This is a genomic window from Erythrobacter sanguineus, from assembly GCF_900143235.1.
Lineage (GTDB): Bacteria > Pseudomonadota > Alphaproteobacteria > Sphingomonadales > Sphingomonadaceae > Erythrobacter > Erythrobacter sanguineus.
This window is the reverse complement of the sequence record NZ_FRDF01000003.1, coordinates 17,894-35,000: the sequence shown is the minus strand read 5'-3', so window position 1 is coordinate 35,000 and position 17,107 is coordinate 17,894. Positions and strand designations below refer to the sequence as shown.

General features: G+C 63.5%; 18 protein-coding genes and 1 rRNA gene (1 of these 19 only partly in view). 9 read left to right on the top strand and 10 right to left on the bottom strand.

Translation table 11 applies throughout. The features are described 5' to 3' along the window. A 16S ribosomal RNA gene (locus BUA05_RS02645) occupies positions 1–1,204 on the bottom strand; it reaches 283 nt to the left of the window's first position. A gap of 739 nt (positions 1,205–1,943) precedes the next feature. On the opposite strand from BUA05_RS02645, the gene BUA05_RS02640 reads away from it, so the two are divergent. From BUA05_RS02640 to BUA05_RS02630, 3 genes are all read left to right on the top strand, one after another. Then, on the top strand, positions 1,944–2,945 hold the full coding sequence (locus BUA05_RS02640; protein ID WP_072673126.1) for a retroviral-like aspartic protease family protein: 1,002 nt from the start codon (positions 1,944–1,946) through the stop codon (positions 2,943–2,945). A gap of 60 nt (positions 2,946–3,005) precedes the next feature. Beyond that, the gene (locus tag BUA05_RS02635; RefSeq protein ID WP_072673125.1) at positions 3,006–4,883 is read left to right on the top strand and encodes an ABCB family ABC transporter ATP-binding protein/permease; all 1,878 of its coding nucleotides are present in this window, start codon (positions 3,006–3,008) and stop codon (positions 4,881–4,883) included. Between the two features lie 115 nt (positions 4,884–4,998). Further along, positions 4,999–6,957: a S9 family peptidase gene (locus tag BUA05_RS02630; protein WP_084662429.1), complete on the top strand. Its 1,959-nt coding sequence runs from the start codon at positions 4,999–5,001 to the stop codon at positions 6,955–6,957. Here the strand turns inward: BUA05_RS02630 and BUA05_RS02625 are convergent, their stop codons facing one another. Genes BUA05_RS02625 through BUA05_RS02610 form a run of 4 tightly spaced genes read right to left on the bottom strand, consistent with a single transcriptional unit; the run spans position 6,958 to position 9,770 of the window. Then, positions 6,958–7,356 (bottom strand): ACT domain-containing protein, encoded by a 399-nt coding sequence (locus BUA05_RS02625; protein ID WP_072673124.1) that lies wholly within the window; start codon positions 7,354–7,356, stop codon positions 6,958–6,960. It lies immediately after the preceding gene. Then, positions 7,356–8,657, bottom strand: coding sequence for an ATP-dependent protease ATPase subunit HslU (gene hslU, locus BUA05_RS02620; RefSeq protein WP_072673123.1), 1,302 nt, complete (start codon positions 8,655–8,657; stop codon positions 7,356–7,358). The genes BUA05_RS02625 and hslU overlap by 1 nt, the downstream gene beginning before the upstream one ends. A 14-nt stretch (positions 8,658–8,671) precedes the next feature. Further along, complete coding sequence (gene hslV, locus BUA05_RS02615; RefSeq protein WP_072673282.1) at positions 8,672–9,229, bottom strand: ATP-dependent protease subunit HslV; 558 nt, start codon at positions 9,227–9,229, stop codon at positions 8,672–8,674. Between the two features lie 58 nt (positions 9,230–9,287). Further along, the gene (locus BUA05_RS02610) at positions 9,288–9,770 is read right to left on the bottom strand and encodes an outer membrane protein assembly factor BamE (protein WP_425429509.1); all 483 of its coding nucleotides are present in this window, start codon (positions 9,768–9,770) and stop codon (positions 9,288–9,290) included. Between the two features lie 252 nt (positions 9,771–10,022). On the opposite strand from BUA05_RS02610, the gene BUA05_RS02605 reads away from it, so the two are divergent. Both BUA05_RS02605 and BUA05_RS02600 read left to right on the top strand, forming a co-directional pair. Then, positions 10,023–10,550, top strand: coding sequence for a ubiquinol-cytochrome C chaperone family protein (locus tag BUA05_RS02605; protein ID WP_072673121.1), 528 nt, complete (start codon positions 10,023–10,025; stop codon positions 10,548–10,550). Further along, positions 10,547–11,101 (top strand): YceD family protein, encoded by a 555-nt coding sequence (locus BUA05_RS02600; RefSeq protein WP_245790055.1) that lies wholly within the window; start codon positions 10,547–10,549, stop codon positions 11,099–11,101. The genes BUA05_RS02605 and BUA05_RS02600 overlap by 4 nt, the downstream gene beginning before the upstream one ends. Here BUA05_RS02600 and BUA05_RS02595 read toward each other — a convergent pair whose 3' ends face one another. The 5 genes from BUA05_RS02595 to BUA05_RS02575 all read right to left on the bottom strand — a co-directional run bounded on the left by BUA05_RS02595 (position 11,102) and on the right by BUA05_RS02575 (position 14,710). Next, on the bottom strand, positions 11,102–12,034 hold the full coding sequence (locus BUA05_RS02595) for a DMT family transporter (protein ID WP_072673120.1): 933 nt from the start codon (positions 12,032–12,034) through the stop codon (positions 11,102–11,104). A 187-nt stretch (positions 12,035–12,221) separates the two neighbouring features. After that, positions 12,222–12,506 (bottom strand): GIY-YIG nuclease family protein, encoded by a 285-nt coding sequence (locus BUA05_RS02590; RefSeq protein ID WP_281247004.1) that lies wholly within the window; start codon positions 12,504–12,506, stop codon positions 12,222–12,224. A gap of 188 nt (positions 12,507–12,694) precedes the next feature. After that, positions 12,695–13,243, bottom strand: a complete 549-nt coding sequence (gene ssb / locus BUA05_RS02585; protein ID WP_072673118.1) for a single-stranded DNA-binding protein — start codon at positions 13,241–13,243, stop codon at positions 12,695–12,697. 131 nt (positions 13,244–13,374) lie between these two features. Continuing rightward, on the bottom strand, positions 13,375–14,061 hold the full coding sequence (locus BUA05_RS02580) for a COQ9 family protein (RefSeq protein WP_072673117.1): 687 nt from the start codon (positions 14,059–14,061) through the stop codon (positions 13,375–13,377). 1 nt (position 14,062) lies between these two features. Next, positions 14,063–14,710, bottom strand: coding sequence for an ankyrin repeat domain-containing protein (locus BUA05_RS02575; protein ID WP_245790054.1), 648 nt, complete (start codon positions 14,708–14,710; stop codon positions 14,063–14,065). A 75-nt stretch (positions 14,711–14,785) separates the two neighbouring features. Between BUA05_RS02575 and BUA05_RS02570 the strand changes: the two genes are divergently transcribed. The 4 genes from BUA05_RS02570 to BUA05_RS02555 are packed head-to-tail and all read left to right on the top strand — an operon-like array spanning position 14,786 to position 17,104. Further along, positions 14,786–15,391, top strand: coding sequence for an SCO family protein (locus BUA05_RS02570; protein ID WP_072673116.1), 606 nt, complete (start codon positions 14,786–14,788; stop codon positions 15,389–15,391). Next, positions 15,379–15,867 carry a YcgN family cysteine cluster protein gene (locus tag BUA05_RS02565; protein ID WP_072673115.1) on the top strand — a complete coding sequence of 163 codons (489 nt, stop codon included), beginning with the start codon at positions 15,379–15,381 and terminating at the stop codon, positions 15,865–15,867. The genes BUA05_RS02570 and BUA05_RS02565 overlap by 13 nt, the downstream gene beginning before the upstream one ends. Beyond that, positions 15,864–16,586, top strand: coding sequence for a M48 family metallopeptidase (locus tag BUA05_RS02560; protein WP_072673114.1), 723 nt, complete (start codon positions 15,864–15,866; stop codon positions 16,584–16,586). Before BUA05_RS02565 ends, BUA05_RS02560 begins: the two co-directional genes overlap by 4 nt. A gap of 47 nt (positions 16,587–16,633) precedes the next feature. Continuing rightward, positions 16,634–17,104 (top strand): hypothetical protein, encoded by a 471-nt coding sequence (locus BUA05_RS02555; protein WP_072673113.1) that lies wholly within the window; start codon positions 16,634–16,636, stop codon positions 17,102–17,104. Positions 17,105–17,107 lie beyond the last annotated feature (3 nt).

Below are 17,107 nucleotides of genomic sequence, written 5' to 3'. Positions count from 1 at the left end.
AGCTGCCCACTGTAGATGCCATTGTAGCACGTGTGTAGCCCAGCCTGTAAGGGCCATGAGGACTTGACGTCATCCCCACCTTCCTCCGGCTTATCACCGGCAGTTTCCTTAAAGTGCCCAACTTAATGATGGCAACTAAGGACGAGGGTTGCGCTCGTTGCGGGACTTAACCCAACATCTCACGACACGAGCTGACGACAGCCATGCAGCACCTGTCACTAGGTCCCCGAAGGGAAGAAATCTGTCTCCAGAAGTCGTCCTAGGATGTCAAAGGCTGGTAAGGTTCTGCGCGTTGCTTCGAATTAAACCACATGCTCCACCGCTTGTGCAGGCCCCCGTCAATTCCTTTGAGTTTTAATCTTGCGACCGTACTCCCCAGGCGGATAACTTAATGCGTTAGCTGCGCCACCCAAGCTCTATGAGCCCGGACAGCTAGTTATCATCGTTTACGGCGTGGACTACCAGGGTATCTAATCCTGTTTGCTCCCCACGCTTTCGCACCTCAGCGTCAATACTTGTCCAGCGAGTCGCCTTCGCCACTGGTGTTCTTCCGAATATCTACGAATTTCACCTCTACACTCGGAATTCCACTCGCCTCTCCAAGATTCTAGCTTCCCAGTTTCAAGGGCAGTTCCGGGGTTGAGCCCCGGGATTTCACCCCTGACTTAAAAAGCCGCCTACGTGCGCTTTACGCCCAGTAATTCCGAACAACGCTAGCTCCCTCCGTATTACCGCGGCTGCTGGCACGGAGTTAGCCGGAGCTTATTCTCTGGGTACTGTCATTATCATCCCCAGTAAAAGAGCTTTACAACCCTAAGGCCTTCATCACTCACGCGGCATTGCTGGATCAGGCTTTCGCCCATTGTCCAATATTCCCCACTGCTGCCTCCCGTAGGAGTCTGGGCCGTGTCTCAGTCCCAGTGTGGCTGATCATCCTCTCAGACCAGCTATGGATCGTCGCCTTGGTAGGCCTTTACCCCACCAACTAGCTAATCCAACGCGGGCCCATCTAAAGGCGATAAATCTTTGGTCCGAAGACATTATCCGGTATTAGCAGTAATTTCTCACTGTTATTCCGAACCTAAAGGCAGGTTCCCACGCGTTACGCACCCGTGCGCCACTAGACCCGAAGGTCTCGTTCGACTTGCATGTGTTAGGCATGCCGCCAGCGTTCGTTCTGAGCCAGGATCAAACTCTCAAGTTGTGTCACACACCAAACTAGCATGGGGAAAACCCCACCCTCCAGTCTGGCATGAGCTGCAAGGAGCCAATACCTGCTGTCAAACGTAATGGATACGAATGAACATGCTTGCCATCCGGGCAGGCGTGGAGCCCGCGTCGGATGTGGCATCGGCTTGTATTAACCGGTTACCGGAGCCTTGAGGTCCCCGGACCGGGCGCCGTCGCCCACATGTCCCTTCATCAAAAACCAACAATGTCAAAGAACCACCAGACAGTAAAAGCGGACAGCGCTTGGTTCCCCGATTTACACCGGGGGACCGGCTATCCGTTTATGTTGGCGACCAATCGCTGCGGGGCCGGTTTGAAACCGTCAGCGCCGCGTCGGTGAGGGGCATATATGGGCGGCCTCAGATTCGGTCAACGGCTTTTTGCAATTTTATTTCACGCCGGCGCAAGAACCCCTGATTTCCGCCATTTTTATCCTACTTCGCGGGGGCAGACGGGCACCGCAGCAGGCCGTATACGCCCACAATGCCCCCAGCATTCGCCGGTTCAGCCGTCCCCACAGTGATGGAATCGGAGTCGCAGGCCGGTGGATCTGCCTATCCTGCCGGACGCGCCGCCGCCGCTTATCTTCGGCATGACGGTTTGGGCTTTGGGATGCCGCAATTGACCACTTACGTTTGGGTGGCCGTGCATTCGGTGGTAGATTGCTTGTTTGCGGACGCGATCGGGATGCCGCGCCGCTGCGGGAGAGAGACATGCCGACTCATGCAACCACGCGCCGCGCCGGTGCTGCGGCCCTCGCTGCAATATTGGCTATGGGCGTACCGGCAAGCGCCGAGGCGCCTGTGCCTGCAGAAACACCGCTTCAGGCCGCCAGCGCAGGCATGGTCGATCCGGAGGCCGAGGTGCTGGCACTCAGCGCAGAGCGTCATCGCCGGTTCACCATCCCGGTCATGGTCGATGGCAGCGGGCCCTATAATTTCATGATCGACACCGGCAGCGAGGCCACAGTGATCACCCACGAGATCAACGCCGGCCTCGGCCTGCGGTCGGCCGGGGTGGCGATGCTGGTGGGGATGGCCAGCCGCCGGGAGGTGGAGCTGGTCGAAGTCGGACGGCTCGACCTTGGCAGCCACACCGTCACCGATCTCGCGGCCCCCCTTCTTGCGCGCGAACATGTCGGGGCGGACGGCATCATCGGGCTCGATTCGCTGCAGGACTTCCGCGTGCTGATCGACTTCCGCGACCAGACGATGACATTGCAGGATGCCCGCAACACCCGCCAGGGCCGCGGCGGTTTCGAGATCGTCGTGCGCGCCCAGCCGCAACTGGGCCAATTGCTGATCACCGATGCGAAGGTGGAAGGGATCCGCGCGACAGTGATCATCGACACCGGGGCGCAGATGAGCCTTGCCAACCACGCCCTGCGTGATCGCATCCGCGCCAAGCGCGCCGCCGAGGTCGTCGCGACCGACGTGAACGGGGTGGATCTGATCGGCGCGATGTCGGTGGTGCGCTCTCTCTCGATCGAGGGGCTCGCGCTTAACGACGTGCCGCTGACCTTTGCCGATGCGCCCGCGTTCGAGGCGCTGGGATTGAGCGACAAGCCGGCGCTCTCGCTGGGGATGCAGCATCTCGCACTGTTCGACCGGGTCGCGATCGACTTTGCCAGGCAGCGGGTGCTGTTCGACGTGCCGCGCGATGTTGCCCGGGCCATGCGCGCCGCCCGGACGGCAGGGCAGACACTCCGCTTCTGAGCAGCCTCGCTGGGGTATGCGGCTTGCGCTATCAGGCGCGCGCGCCCACATGACGCGGTAATGCCACCCGATAGCCAACAGCCCGCCGATCCCGATAAATCCGCCCGCGATGTCGAAGGCTGGGCCACGCTCAGGCGGTTCCTGCCCTATCTCTGGCCAAAGGATAACCCCGGCCTGCGCATCCGGATCGTGGTGGCGATGGCGCTGGTGCTGGGGGGCAAGGGCATCATGCTGGCGCTGCCATTTGCCTATAAGGGAACGGTCGATGCGATGGCCGGGCCGGTGGACACCGGCCTGACAGTCGCGCTGGCGCTGGTGGCGGCCTATGCGCTGGGGCGGTTCACCTCGGTCGCGTTCGACAATCTGCGCAACATCGCCTTCGAGAAGGTGGGGCAATATGCCTCGCTGGCGCTAGCAGAGGATGTGTTTCAACGCCTGCACCGCCTGTCGCTGCGCTTCCACCTTGCGCGGCGCACGGGCGAGGTCACCAAGATCATCGAACGCGGCACCAAGAGCATCGACATGATGCTGTACTTCCTGCTGTTCAACATCGCCCCGACCGTGATCGAACTGATTGCCGTCGGCGTGATCTTCTATATCAATTTCGGGATCGAACTGGTGCTGGGCACGGCGGTCACCGTCGTCCTGTATGTTGCGGTCACGCGCTGGATCACCGAATGGCGGACCAAGCTGCGGCGCGAGATGAACGATCTCGACGGCAAGGCGCTGCACCGCGCGGTGGATTCGCTGCTCAATTTCGAGACGGTGAAATACTTCAACGCCGAGCAGCGCGAGGAATCGCGCTATTCCCACGCCGCGCGCGCCTATGCCGAGGCCGCGATCAAATCGGAAAACTCGGTCGGTCTGCTCAACATGACGCAGTCGATCATCACCAATGCGCTGCTGGCAGGCGCGATGGCCTATACCGTGTGGGGCTGGAGCAAGGGTGAACTGACGGTCGGCGATCTGGTGCTGGTCAACACCTTCCTGATCCAGCTGTTCCGCCCGCTCGATCTGCTGGGCTGGGTCTATCGCACGATCCGGCAGGGGCTGGTCGACATGGCCGAAATGTTCCGCCTGATCGACACTGATATCGAGGTGAAGGATATCCCCGGCGCACCCGCGCTGATCGTGCGCACGCCGACGGTGGTGTTCGATAATGTCACCTTTGGCTATGAACCGGGGCGCACCATTCTCGACCGGCTCAGTTTCGAGGTGCCGGCGGGCTCCACCACCGCCATTGTCGGGCCTTCGGGCGCAGGCAAGAGCACGATCGGGCGGCTGTTGTTCCGGTTCTACGATCCGACACAGGGCCGGGTGCTGGTGGGCGGCGAGGATATTGCCCGGGTCCGCCAGGACAGCTTGCGCGCCGCGATCGGGATCGTCCCGCAGGATTCCGTGCTGTTCAACGAAAGCCTCGCCTACAACATCGCCTATGGAGCCGAAGGCGCGGACGAGGCGGTGGTGGAACAGGCCGCGCGCGATGCCGCGCTGATGCCGCTGATAGAGCGCCTGCCCGATGGGTTTGGCACCATGGTGGGCGAACGCGGGCTGAAACTTTCGGGCGGCGAAAAACAGCGTGTCGCGATCGCGCGAACATTGGTCAAGAACCCGCCGATCCTGCTGCTGGACGAAGCGACGAGCGCGTTGGATACCCGCACCGAGCAGGAAATCCTCGGCACGCTGAAACGGCTGGAGGAAGGGCGCACCACCATCGCCATCGCCCACCGGCTGTCGACCATCGCGGATGCCGACAACATCCTTGTGCTCGATCATGGCCGGCTGGCCGAAAACGGCACCCATGCCGCGCTGCTGGCCAAGGGCGGGCTTTATGCCGAGATGTGGTCGCGTCAGGCGAGCGAGCGGGGCAAGGACGCCAGCACAACCGATGAAGGCGAGGCAGGCGAAGCAGCCGAAGCAGCCGAAGCGGCTGAATAGCCCACCGGCATTGCCTTGCCTCCCGGGGTGCTGTTACCCATTGTGCCGATGGCCGTTTTTCAAGGCCCGCATTTGCCAAAAAGCCCGCATTTGCCAAAAAGAGAGAATCAAGCCCATGCGTGACGCGCGTCTGATTGCCCTGCTGCTTGCCTCGGCTACCCTGCCCGGCGCGTTCCACCCGGCAATCGCACAGGATGCGCCCGCCGCCGAGGCTCCGGCCGTGCCCGTTCCGGCCGCGCTGACCGCCGAGGACATGCCGCCGGTTCCGCTCGCCCTTGCCGAACGCGCGCGCGCCTATCTCGAAGCGCGCGGCGCGGGCTTTGCGGGCTGGGATCCCAATGCTCGCGCAGTGCTGATCTCCACCCGCTTTGCCAATGTATCGCAGCTGCACCGGGTCGAGACACCGATGGGCGCGCGCACCCAGATCAGTTTCGAAGCCGAGCCGGTGCGCGGCGGCTACGCGCCAGCCAAAGGCGACATCATCCTTGTCACCAAGGATCGCGGCGGAGATGAATATTACCAGCTTCACACCCTTAAGGATGGCCGCCTGACCATGCTGACAGACGGCAAAAGCCGCAACCAGCCGGGCGCGTGGAGCAGCGATGGTGAGCTGATCGGCTTCAGCTCCACCCGCCGCAACGGGGTGGATTCGGATCTTTACGTGATGAACCCCCGCGATCCGGCCTCGACCCGCATGGTGCATGAAAGCCGGAACGGCGGCTGGGCGATCATCGGCTTTGCGCCGGACAAGCGCTCCGCCTATGTCGCCGATTACAACTCGGTGCAGGATATCGATCTCTACCGGCTCGACCTTGCCAGCGGGGCGATGACCCCGATCGGCGATCCGGCGGCGCAAATCGCCTATAACGGGCTGGAAGTCGCACCTGGCGGCACGCTTTGGGTAACCAGCGACCAAGGCTCGGATTTCAAGCGTCTCGGCCGTCTTGACCCCGTATCGGGAGAGTTTGAGGCCGTTTCACGTGAAGCATGGGACGTCGCCAGCTTCGACATTTCCGATGATGGCAGGACGATTGCCTATGTCGTGAACGAAGCCGGGACCGACCGGCTGCGGTTGATCGATGTGGCGAGCGGCAAGATGACAAAGGTCGATGCCCTGCCCGCTGGCCAGATCGGCGGGCTGGAAATCGCACCATGGGACGAAATCGGCTTTTCCTTATCCAGCGCCAAAAGCGCGGCGGATGTGTGGTCACTGGACCCCAAGACGATGCAGCTGACCCGCTGGACGCAGAGCGAGACCGGCGGACTGGAGCCGGCGGTGAATGTCGAACCGCGTATCATCACCACCAGAAGTTTTGACGGGCTGGAGGTTTCCGGCCTGCTCTATATGCCTGATCCGGAGAAATTTGCCGGCCCGCGCCCGCTGCTGGTCAGTGTCCACGGCGGCCCCGAAGGCCAGAGCACCGCAGGCTTCATGGGGCGCAACAACTACTATCTCAATGAATTGGGGATCGGCATTTTCTACCCCAATGTGCGCGGATCGACCGGTTTCGGGAAGACCTTTGTCAGCCTCGATAATGGCCCGTTCCAGCGCGAGGATTCGGTTAAGGACATGGCCGCGCTGATCGATGCGGCGCGGGCAGAACCTGCGGTGGATGCGGCCAGAATCGGTCTCACCGGCGGATCATATGGCGGGTACATGTGCTATGCCGCCGCCGTACAGCTGAAGGATCAACTCACCGCGACCCAATGCACCGTGGCGATCAGCAATTTCGTCAGCTTTCTGGAAAACACCAATCCCTACCGGCAGGATCTGCGGCGGGTGGAATATGGCGACGAGCGCGATCCGGTGCAGCGCGCCAAGCTGATGGAAATCAGCCCGCTGACCCGGGTCGATGAAATCGAAAAGCCGATGTTCGTCATCACCGGTGCCAATGACCCGCGCGTGCCGAAATCCGAGGCCGATCAGATGGTCGCCGCGATCCGCGCCAATGGCGGCGAGGCATGGCACCTTGTGGCCGCCGACGAGGGCCACGGCTTCCGCAAGAAGGACAATTCGGATTACGCCTTCCTGTCGCGGCTGATGTTCTGGGAAAAATATCTGCTCGGGGAATGATCACCCGGTCCCGGAAAGGCGCTGGAGAATTGCCAGCGCTGCGTCGCGGCGCGCCCACGGCACAAACAGGTGATCGTGGTAATATCCGGCAATAATGTTGCAGGCGATCCCCGCCTCGGCCAACGCACCCGATACGGCTGCGGTCAGCCCGACCCCTTTAAGCGCGGAATGCACCATCAGGGTGATCCGCGCAAAGGGCATGCCCGCCCGCTCGCCGGAGACTATGGCGGTAACCCCTTCGTCCTCGCGGATAATGGCGAAAGCGTTGGCGAGGGCATCCCGCAATTCAGGGGTGGGCGGCGTGCCCTCGACCACCACGAAATACCATGCCTCGCGGTCCAGCACCGGGGCCATCCCCGCCAGCATCGCCGAAAGATCGCTGACAGGCTGGCGGGTCATCACAGAATATACTTCGAAAGGTCGGTATCGCCCGCAAGGTCGGCCAGCCGCTCGCGCACGTAAGCCGCGTCAATCACCACTGTCTCGCCGGTGCGATCCTCGGCTTCGAAGCTGATATCCTCCAGCAGCCGCTCCATCACCGTCTGCAACCGCCGCGCGCCGATATTCTCGACGCTGGCATTGACCTGCGCGGCAATGCTGGCGACCTCGCCAATGGCATCATCGGTGAAGTCGAGCGTCACCTCCTCGGTGCCAAGCAGCGCCTTGTACTGGGCGACCAGATTGGCGCGGGTTTCCGAAAGGATGCGCACGAAATCGCCTTCCGTCAGGGCGCGCAGTTCGACCCGGATCGGCAGGCGGCCCTGCAATTCGGGCAGCATGTCGGATGGCTTGGCCACGTGGAACGCGCCGCTGGCGATGAACAGCACGTGGTCGGTCTTCATCGGGCCGTATTTGGTCGCGACCGTGGTGCCTTCGATCAGCGGCAGCAGGTCGCGCTGCACGCCTTCGCGGGACACAGACCCGCCGCGCACATCGCTGACTGCGATCTTGTCAATTTCGTCAAGGAACACGATTCCGTTGGTTTCCGCATTGGCCAGTGCGACGCGGGCGACATCGTCCTGATCAAGCCGCTTGTCGGCCTCCTCGTCCACCAGCCGGTCCCAGGCATCGGGCACGCGCAGTTTCTGGCGGCGGCTGGCCTTGCGTCCGAAGGCTTTCCCCATCATGTCGGAAAGGTCGATCATCTGCATCGATCCGCCCATATTGCCCATGTCGAGCGGCATGTCCGGACTGTCGGCGACTTCGATTTCGACCTCGACATCATTCATCGCGTTTTCGACGATGCGCTGGCGGAAACTGGCGCGGGTCGCTTCGGAGGCGTTGTCCCCCACCAGCGCATTGAGCAGCCGGTCCATCGCCGCTTCGGACGCGGCCTCGCGCACCTTTTCGCGGCGACGTTCCTTTTCCAGCCGGATCGCCTCCTCCACCAGATCGCGGGCGATCTGTTCGACATCGCGTCCGACATAGCCGACTTCGGTGAACTTGGTCGCCTCGACCTTGACGAACGGCGCTTCGGCAAGCTTGGCCAGCCGCCGGCTGATCTCGGTCTTGCCGCAACCCGTGGGGCCGATCATCAGGATGTTCTTGGGGGTGACCTCGTCACGCAGTTCGGCGCCGAGCCGCTGGCGGCGCCAGCGATTGCGCAACGCCACCGCGACCGCGCGCTTGGCGTCCTTCTGGCCGATGATGTGTTCATCAAGCGCGGCGACAATGGCTTTGGGGGTCAGGTTTTCAATCATGGGATCCCGGATAGTCAAACCGTCTCGACCGTCAAATTGCCGTTGGTGAAGACGCAGATTTCGGCTGCGACCGCCATTGCTTTCCTCGCGATGGCTTCGGCGTCGGTTTCGTAATCAGCCAGCGCGCGCGCGGCGGCCAGCGCGAAATTGCCGCCCGATCCGATCGCCGCAATCTCGCCCACCGGTTCCAGCACATCGCCATTGCCGGTCAGCACCAGCAGCGTATCCTTGTCGGCAACGATCATCAGCGCTTCGAGATTGCGCAGATATTTGTCGGTGCGCCAGTCCTTGGCGAGCTCGACGCAGGCCCGCATCAGCTGGCCGGAATATTGCTCCAGCTTCTTTTCCAGCCGTTCGAACAGGGTGAATGCATCCGCGGTCGCCCCGGCAAACCCGGCGATGACCTTGCCATCACCGATTCGGCGCACCTTCTTGGCATTGGGCTTCATCACGGTATTGCCCATCGACACCTGCCCATCGCCCGCGATGACCGTGCTATCGCCGCGGCGCACGCCGATGATGGTGGTGCCATGCCACTGGATAAGGCCGTGGCTCGAAGATTTGCTTGTCATGCCGGGCAATATGGCGCGCAAGGCCGCAGGATCAAGCGTGTGTCGCGCGGCAAGGAGATCAAGGGCCGCCCGGCCCGCCCGGCATGCCTCCACCGCCGACCTGTCCGATATTGCCGAACAGGTCTTCAAGGAAACCGCGTTCACGCCCCAGCGTCGGCGTCTTGCCGCCATCAGGATCGAGATAGACGACCTGATCAACCCCGCTGCGGTCAACCTCGATCACCTTGCCCGCCTCATCAAACCGCACCGCCAGCACGCTGTGTTCGCGGATACGGGGGCGGGTGAAGGGGCGCTGCCCGGTGACGCTGGAGACATAATACCACGTCGGCTCGCCAAACTGGCTGGTGAAAGTCGGCCGCCCCAGCGTGCCTTCGACCGATTGCTGATTGTCGATCCCCGGCTGGATCACCTGGGACAACAGCGGATCCGTGATGTAGCCGCGCGATTCGCGGATCGCCGAACAGCCGGCCAGCAGTGCAGCGCCGCCGATCACCAGCGCCACCCGTAAAAGGGCGCGCTTGCGGTTTGCCTGGGGGTTCATTTTCGCCATTCGCGTCAAACCGTATTCGTCCCGTCTCTTGTCCGCGCGCCGTGGCGGTCTCATATCGCTTGGGTCTCGCGCTTTAAGGGGCTAGGCACAAGCTTGCAACGCACCATCTGCGGCAGATCGCCGGAAGTCCATGGTGAGCGGGGCTTGAACCGGGCTTTAACGCATCCGGCAACGCATCCGGCACGGGCGCGCGAGCGTAGTTTCGCGTCGCTATCACCCGGTTCTGAAAGGCAAAGAATTTCCATGTCCTTCCTCTCCCGCCTGCTTGGCACCGCCCCTGACCCGCGCGAAAGCGTGCGCCCGCTATGGCACCGGGTGATCGAGCTTGCGCGTGACCCGGGCTACTATACCGAATGCCGGGTGGCGGATTCGATCGCCGGACGGTTCGACCTCATCACCGCCGTGCTGAGCACGGTGATCGTGCGCGTCGAAGGCTCTGAAATGCGTGCCGAAAGCGCCCTGCTGGCAGAGCTGTTTGTCGAGGACATGGACGGCCAATTGCGCGAATTCGGGGTCAATGACGTGGTCGTGGGCAAGCGCATCGGCAAGCTGATGAGCGTGCTTGGCGGCAGGCTGGGGGTCTATCGCAGCGCGCTCAACGCGGGCGATCTGGACAAGCTGACCGGCGCCGTGCAGCGCAACGTGACCTTTGCCGAGGGCGCCGACGAGGCCGCCAGCGCCGCGCAGGTGGCCGAACGGCTGCTGAAACTTTCCCAGCGCCTCGCCCGGTTCAGCGATGCCGAAATGCTGAAGGCGAGCGCAATCTGGTGAGCGTGCCCCCCGTCCCCTCTGACCTGCCCCCGTCCGAACTGACCCGGATGGTCAAGGCGCGCCCGCTCCCCGCCGCACCGATCGTGATCGAGCCGACCACGGCGGAGCGTGCAGCGCTGGCGGCGCGTTTCGGACTGGGCGCGGTGCAGGCCCTGCGCGCTGAAGTCGCGCTTGAACAGAAACCCAGCGCGATCCGCGCGACCGGCCGGTTGCAGGCGCAGATCATGCAGCCTTGCGCGGTTTCGGGCGAGGATTTCCCGGTTGCCATTGATGAACCTGTCGACCTGCGCTTTGTCGATGAAAGCGCCCATGCCCTGCCCGATGATGACGCGATCGAAATCGAGCTCGAAGCCGATGATTGCGACGAAATCGCGTTTTCCGGCGACATGTTCGACCTTGGCGAGGCGGTGGCGCAGACGCTTGGGCTGGCGATCGATCCCTATGCCGAGGGGCCGGGCGCCGATGCCGCAAGGATCGCCGCCGGAATCGTCAGGGAAGGCGAACAGGACGGGCCACTGGCGGCGATGCTGGCAGCGCTGAAAAAGGACTGATCAGGCGGGCTCGCTGTCCTTTTTCGTGTCCTGCGCGTGTTCGACGATCATCAGCACCAGCCCTGCGAACACCAGCCCGAAACCGGCGAGGTGCGCCCAGCGGAACGGTTCGCCCAGCAGCACATAGGACAGCACCAGCGCGGACAGCGGCATCACCGCCATCGCCCCCGCCGTCAATGCGCCGGTCGCCTTGCGCACGCCATTATACCACAGCACCGGAGCCAGCCCGCCGGTTGCCGCCCCCCAGAACAACAGCGCCCCGGTGGCAAACCCGTCTGCGCGGCTGAAATCAAACGGGCGCGCATCGAACATGAAGGCCAGCACCACGAACAGCGGGATCGCCACCAGCGATGCGGCCAGCGTCGCCTCGAGCGAGGTGATCCCATCTGAAAGCTTGCGCGAAAGCAGGGTGTAGCCTGCCTCCAGACACACCGCCGCGCTGACCAGCGCCGCGCCCAGCAGCCATGCATCCGCCTCGCCATCATTGCTGCGCAGCAGGTTGATGGCGACCACCCCGACCAGCGCGAGCGCCAGCGCGCCCGCCTTGCGCCAGTTCATCGCCGCGCCGAAGAACACCACCGCCGCCGCCGCCGTGACCGCGGGCGTGGTGCTCATGATGGTCGATCCGATCACCCCCGTCGTCAGCCGCATCCCGAACAGCATGGTCGCGGTAAAGCCCACCATCCCGAACGCGGAAATCGCAAGGACCACCCCGATGTCCGACCGCCGCGCTGCGGCATAACGCTCGGTGAGGAACCACACGAACGGGGCCAGCACGAGGCTGGCAATCGCCATCCGGAGGCACGAGGCGGTAAACACCGCGAAATGCTCCCCGATGATCTTGCTCAGCGGGGTCGAACTGCCGAACAGCGCCATGCCCGCCAGCAATTGGCCGATGGTCGCAGGCGTGGCAGAGGCAGGTTCGCAAGCCATGTCATGATAAGTGGGTGTCCGGCGCGAAAGTTCCATGCGCGCCAAGCCGATGGAGGCATCGGTGGCCCCAGGGCAAGCAAGGGCGGAGCGTCCGCTGTCAGGTTCACGGCCGCTTTCGCGGGATGGCGGGAAGTGGGTGGTTTTCTGCCCTTTTCGTCATCCCAGCGAAAGCTGGGATCGCTGGCGGTCAGTTGATCTGCTCGAAAAGTTTACCCCATTCAGGGTTGCTCTTTTCAATCTGCTCGATCTTCCATGCGCGCTTCCATGCCTTCATCGCTTTTTCTCGGGTGATGGCGTCCGCGATCTCGGCATGAGGCTCCGCGTAGACCAGTCGGTCAAGTCCATAACGACGGCAGAAGGCGGAACCCTTGCCTTGCTTGTGTTGCATGATCCGCGCGGGCAGGTCGGCGGTGACGCCGATATACAGCACGCCGCCGCGTTTGTTGGTCATGATGTAGACCCAGCCGCCGATTGCCGTGAGCTAGCACGCGGGCGAGAGCGATCCCAGCTTTCGCTGGGATGACGGTAAAGTCCGTTCCGGGGTCGATAGCTGAATGTCCGCTATTGTGCGGCATCCTGCGGTTCCTGCCGTTCGTGCCGTTCGGCGAGGCGAACCCCATGGCTCGCTTCACCTGCCCCAGCCTTCAGCAAACCCTTGAATCAGAACGGGATGTCATCATCAAGATCGTCATAGCCGCCGCTTGCGCCGCCGGACGAACCGCCGCTGCTGCTGCCCTGATCCCAGCCGCCGCCACCACCGCCGCCGCTGCCGCCGGACGCGGCCCCGCCGCCATAACCGCCCGAGGAACGGCCGCCGCCGCCGCCACCCCCGCCGCCACCCATGCCACCGCCGCCTTGCGCGCCGTCAAGCATGGTCATGACCGCGCCCGGCCCCTGCAGCACGACCTCGGTCGAATAGCGATCATTGCCCTGCTGATCCTGCCACTTGCGGGTCTGCAGCTTGCCTTCGACGTAGATCTTGCTGCCTTTTTTGAGGAAGCGTTCAACCACGCCCACCAGCCCTTCGCCGAAAATGGCGACCGTGTGCCATTCAGTGCGTTCCTGCCGTTCGCCGGTGTTGCGGTCCTTCCAGCTTTCCGAGGTGGCAATGCGCAGGTTGGCGACCTTACCGCCGTTCTGGAACGTGCGGATTTCCGGATCGGCCCCGAGATTGCCGATCAGCATGACCTTGTTAAGCGAACCCGCCATCGAAACGTCCCTTCTGCATCAGATACTTGGTGCGCCGCGCAGGATGCGCCGCGAATCTGTGCGGGACAATAGGCAAGCTTGGCCCGCCGCGCGACCACGCGGGGCAGGTAATCCACCAGTTCGCAACACGATTACCGTGCCGGGTAGCGCAAACGGCCAAGAAACCGGGTCAGGCTGGGCAATTCGCGGTCCTTGCCGAGGAACTGCGCCTTGGCCTTTTCGAACTTCATCACCCCGTCGATACGGCGATCGAGGAAGGCGTGGGTATCGGCCTTGCCCTCGCTTTCGTCATTGACGAACACCGCGAGCGTCGCGCTGTAGATACCGGCCAGAATCATCCGCTTAGTATAGTGGTTGTAATCGGTCGCGGTGTCCCCGGCGAGCCGCCACATGATATCGGCCGAGCGCCAGCCGAGCCTGATCGAAGTGGCTGCGTTGTGCGGCTGTGCCATCACCGCAAGCGCACGGCGCACCGCCTCGTCCACGTCGGCCACGGCGTCAAGACGGAAGGCCACCAGCGTGCGGATGCGTTCGCGGATCTTCAGCGTCGCCAGCCGTTCGGCCGGCCATTCGGCCTCCATCGCCTGATCGACCGAGGTAATCCACGCCTCGATCAGTTCCATCGCAAGGCCGCCAAACTCTTTGCCCGGAAACGCCAGCCGGGCGACATCGGGATCGCATCCGGCCATTTCGGCAGCCGCGATCAGCGCGGTTTCGTTCCAGCCATCAAAGATCGCCGAGGCGGCAATATCGGGGGCAAGCGCGACGCGCAGCTCATCAAGCGTCATGTCGGCAAAATCATGGGTCTGGGTGTTCATGTCAGAAAGAAGGCCCGTACTGGCGTTTTGGTTCCTTGCCCGCACGTTTATCGTCGGCATCCTTGAACACCTGCTGCATCAGGGTGTTGCCGCTCATCAGTTCCATATACTGGCGTGCGGAACGGCCCGAATTGTCGTTGCGGTCGGGATCCGCGCCCTTGTCGAGCAGCACCCGCACAAGTTCGGAATTGCGCTGGTGCACCGCGGCGATCAGCGGGGTTTCGCCGGTCTGGTCACCGACATTCACATCCGCCCCGCCCTTGATCAACGCCTCCACCCCTTCGGTAAAGCCGAGCGTGGTGGCCAACTGCAGCGGCGTCAGGCCTTTCTTGTTGCGGATATTGGGATCGGCGCTGCGTTGCAGCAGGAATCGCACCCACAGCACGTCACGACGCTGGGCCGCGATGTGAAGGCCGGTATCACCGCTGGTCAGATCGCGGCTGTTGACGATGGTACTGCCCGGCTTGTTGAGCATGTCGGTGGCCTTGTCGCCGTCGCGATCCTTGACCGCTTCGAGAAACTGGTAGCCTTCCGACTGGAACTGCGCCGCCGCAGGAACAGACAACCCCAGCGCGAGCGTGAACGCGAACAGGATTGCACTGGCAATCCGCTCACGAAACCCTAACTTGCGCAAAACATCGAAGGTCACGGTTTGATCCTTTCGCTTTCCCTGTCACATTGGCCGCACGCAGCGGCCCTCTCGCAAGAAGCCAATTAGCAGACCATGAACCGCATCAACAAGCCTTCGTCCCGGATTGCTGTAATGCTTGCGGCCGCGCTGGCCCTGGCTGGCTGCGATGCGGCCACGCCTGCGGCCGAACCGCCGCTGGCGGGCGCTGCCATCGGCGGCGACTTTGCGCTTATCAACAGCGCGGGCGAAACGGTGCGCTGGGATGATTTTGCCGGACGCTACCGGGTGGTCTATTTCGGCTATGCCTTCTGTCCCGACATCTGCCCCACCGACATGCAGCGCGTGGCGCAGGGGCTTAAGGTGCTGGCGGCCAGTGATCCCGGCAAGGCGGCAAAGATCACGCCGATCTTCATCACCATCGATCCCGAACGCGATACCCCCGCCGTGGTGGGCGAATTTGCCGCAGCCTTTTCCGACGACATCATCGGCCTGACCGGCACGCCCGAACAGATCGCCGCTGCGGCCAAGGCTTTCGCGGTCTATTATGCCAAGGGCGAAGCGGTGGAGGGCGGCGATTATCTGGTCGATCATTCCAACGTCGTCTTCCTGTTCGGCCCCGCGGGCGAACCGCTGGCGACATTGCCGGTGGATCAGGGTGCGGACGCGGTGGCGGCGGAACTGGCGCGATGGGTGAGCTGAGAGACCGTTTCTGGGAGCTGCCGCTGGGCACGCTGACCCGTCCCGAATGGGAGGCATTGTGCGATGGCTGCGGGCGCTGCTGCCTGCACAAGATCGAGGATGCCGATACCGGCGAAATCCATGACACCAATGTTGCCTGCAAGCTGCTCGACACCGGCACCGCGCAGTGCAGCGATTATCGCAACCGCAAGGCATTTGTCCCCGATTGCCTGCGCCTGACCCTGCGGATTGTCGAACAGGTCAGCTGGCTGCCTTCGACCTGTGCCTACCGCCTGCGCGCCGATCGCCGCCCGCTGCCCGATTGGCACTATCTTGTCAGCGGGGATCGCGACGCGGTGCGGCGCGCGGGCGTTTCGGTAGTGGGCCGGGTGGTGAGCGAGACCGACGCAGGCCCGCTTGAACATCACATTGTCGATTGGCCGTCGGCGCGCCGGAGCCGCTACGCGCAAGCCGCCGAGGAGGAAGAGGGCGCGTGATCGACTGGCTGCGCAAGGCCCCGCTTGAACCCGAGATCGCCCTTGGCGGGCGCACCGTGCCGATCGTGCTGCGGCGGCTGCGCCATGCCAGGCGCCTGACCCTGCGGCTTGCGCCCGATGGCGGCGAGGTGCGCATCACCCTGCCCGCCTGGGCCGAAACCCGCGAGGCAATCGCCTTTGCCCATGCCCGCGCCGAGTGGCTCGAAACCCAGCTTTCCCGCCTGCCGCAGCGCGCCGCGCCGGTGCCGGGGGGCGACGTGCAGTATCGCGGCGCGGCGCTGCGGATCGAATGGCAGCCGCGTGCGCCCCGCCGCCCGGTGGTGGAAGACGCGGTGCTGCGCGTAGGCGGGCCGGAAGCGGGTCTGGAAACGCGCCTGCGCCGCTGGATGGAGGCCGAGGCGCTGCGCCTTTCACAAGCCGACATGCACGATTATTGCGCCGCCGCCGGGCTGGATCCGGTGCCGGTTGGCCTGACCCGTGCGCAGCGGCGCTGGGGATCATGTTCGGACAAGGCCCGCATCCGCATCAACTGGCGGCTGGTGCAGGCGCCTGATTTCGTCCGCCGATCCGTCGTCGCGCACGAAGTCGCGCATCTCGTGCATTTCGATCACAGCCCGGCCTTCCACGCACTGCTGGGCCGGATCTACGAAACCGATATCAAGACCGCCGATGGCTGGCTGCGCGAGCATGGCCGCGGGCTTTACGCCGCCTTCGGATAAGCGCGCGGCCCTTTGCGTTCGGGCCGGGCGGTCTCTATATTGCCCTCATGCTTTCCAAGTCACGCTTCAACCCTGCCCCCGGCCTTGCCGATTTCTGGAACGAGATCCGGCGGCCCCAGCCCTATCGCTGGCCGATCCTTGCGCTGTCGGTGATGCCGGTGGCGCTGATCCTGTATTGGGCGATGGGCACCACCGTGTACAAGGATCCCGAACGGCCGCGGGTGACATATATCTCCACCTTCGACCCGGCCCGCACCGAGGCCGAGATCATCGCCACCAACCGCACCAATCAGGAAGTAAAGGCGCTGCGCGCGGCCGAGGAAGCCCGCATCGCGGCGCGCAAGCGCGAGCTTTACAAGGCGCTCGGCGCAGCGGCGGGGATGGATGTCGAGGCAATCGAGCGCAAGGCTGAAGCCGAACGGGCCGCAGAAGAAGCCGCTGAAGAACAGCGCCGTGCCGAAATGCTCGGCGAGACAGCGACGGCTGCCGGGGCTGGTGACGAAGGCCCGACCCCATAGGCA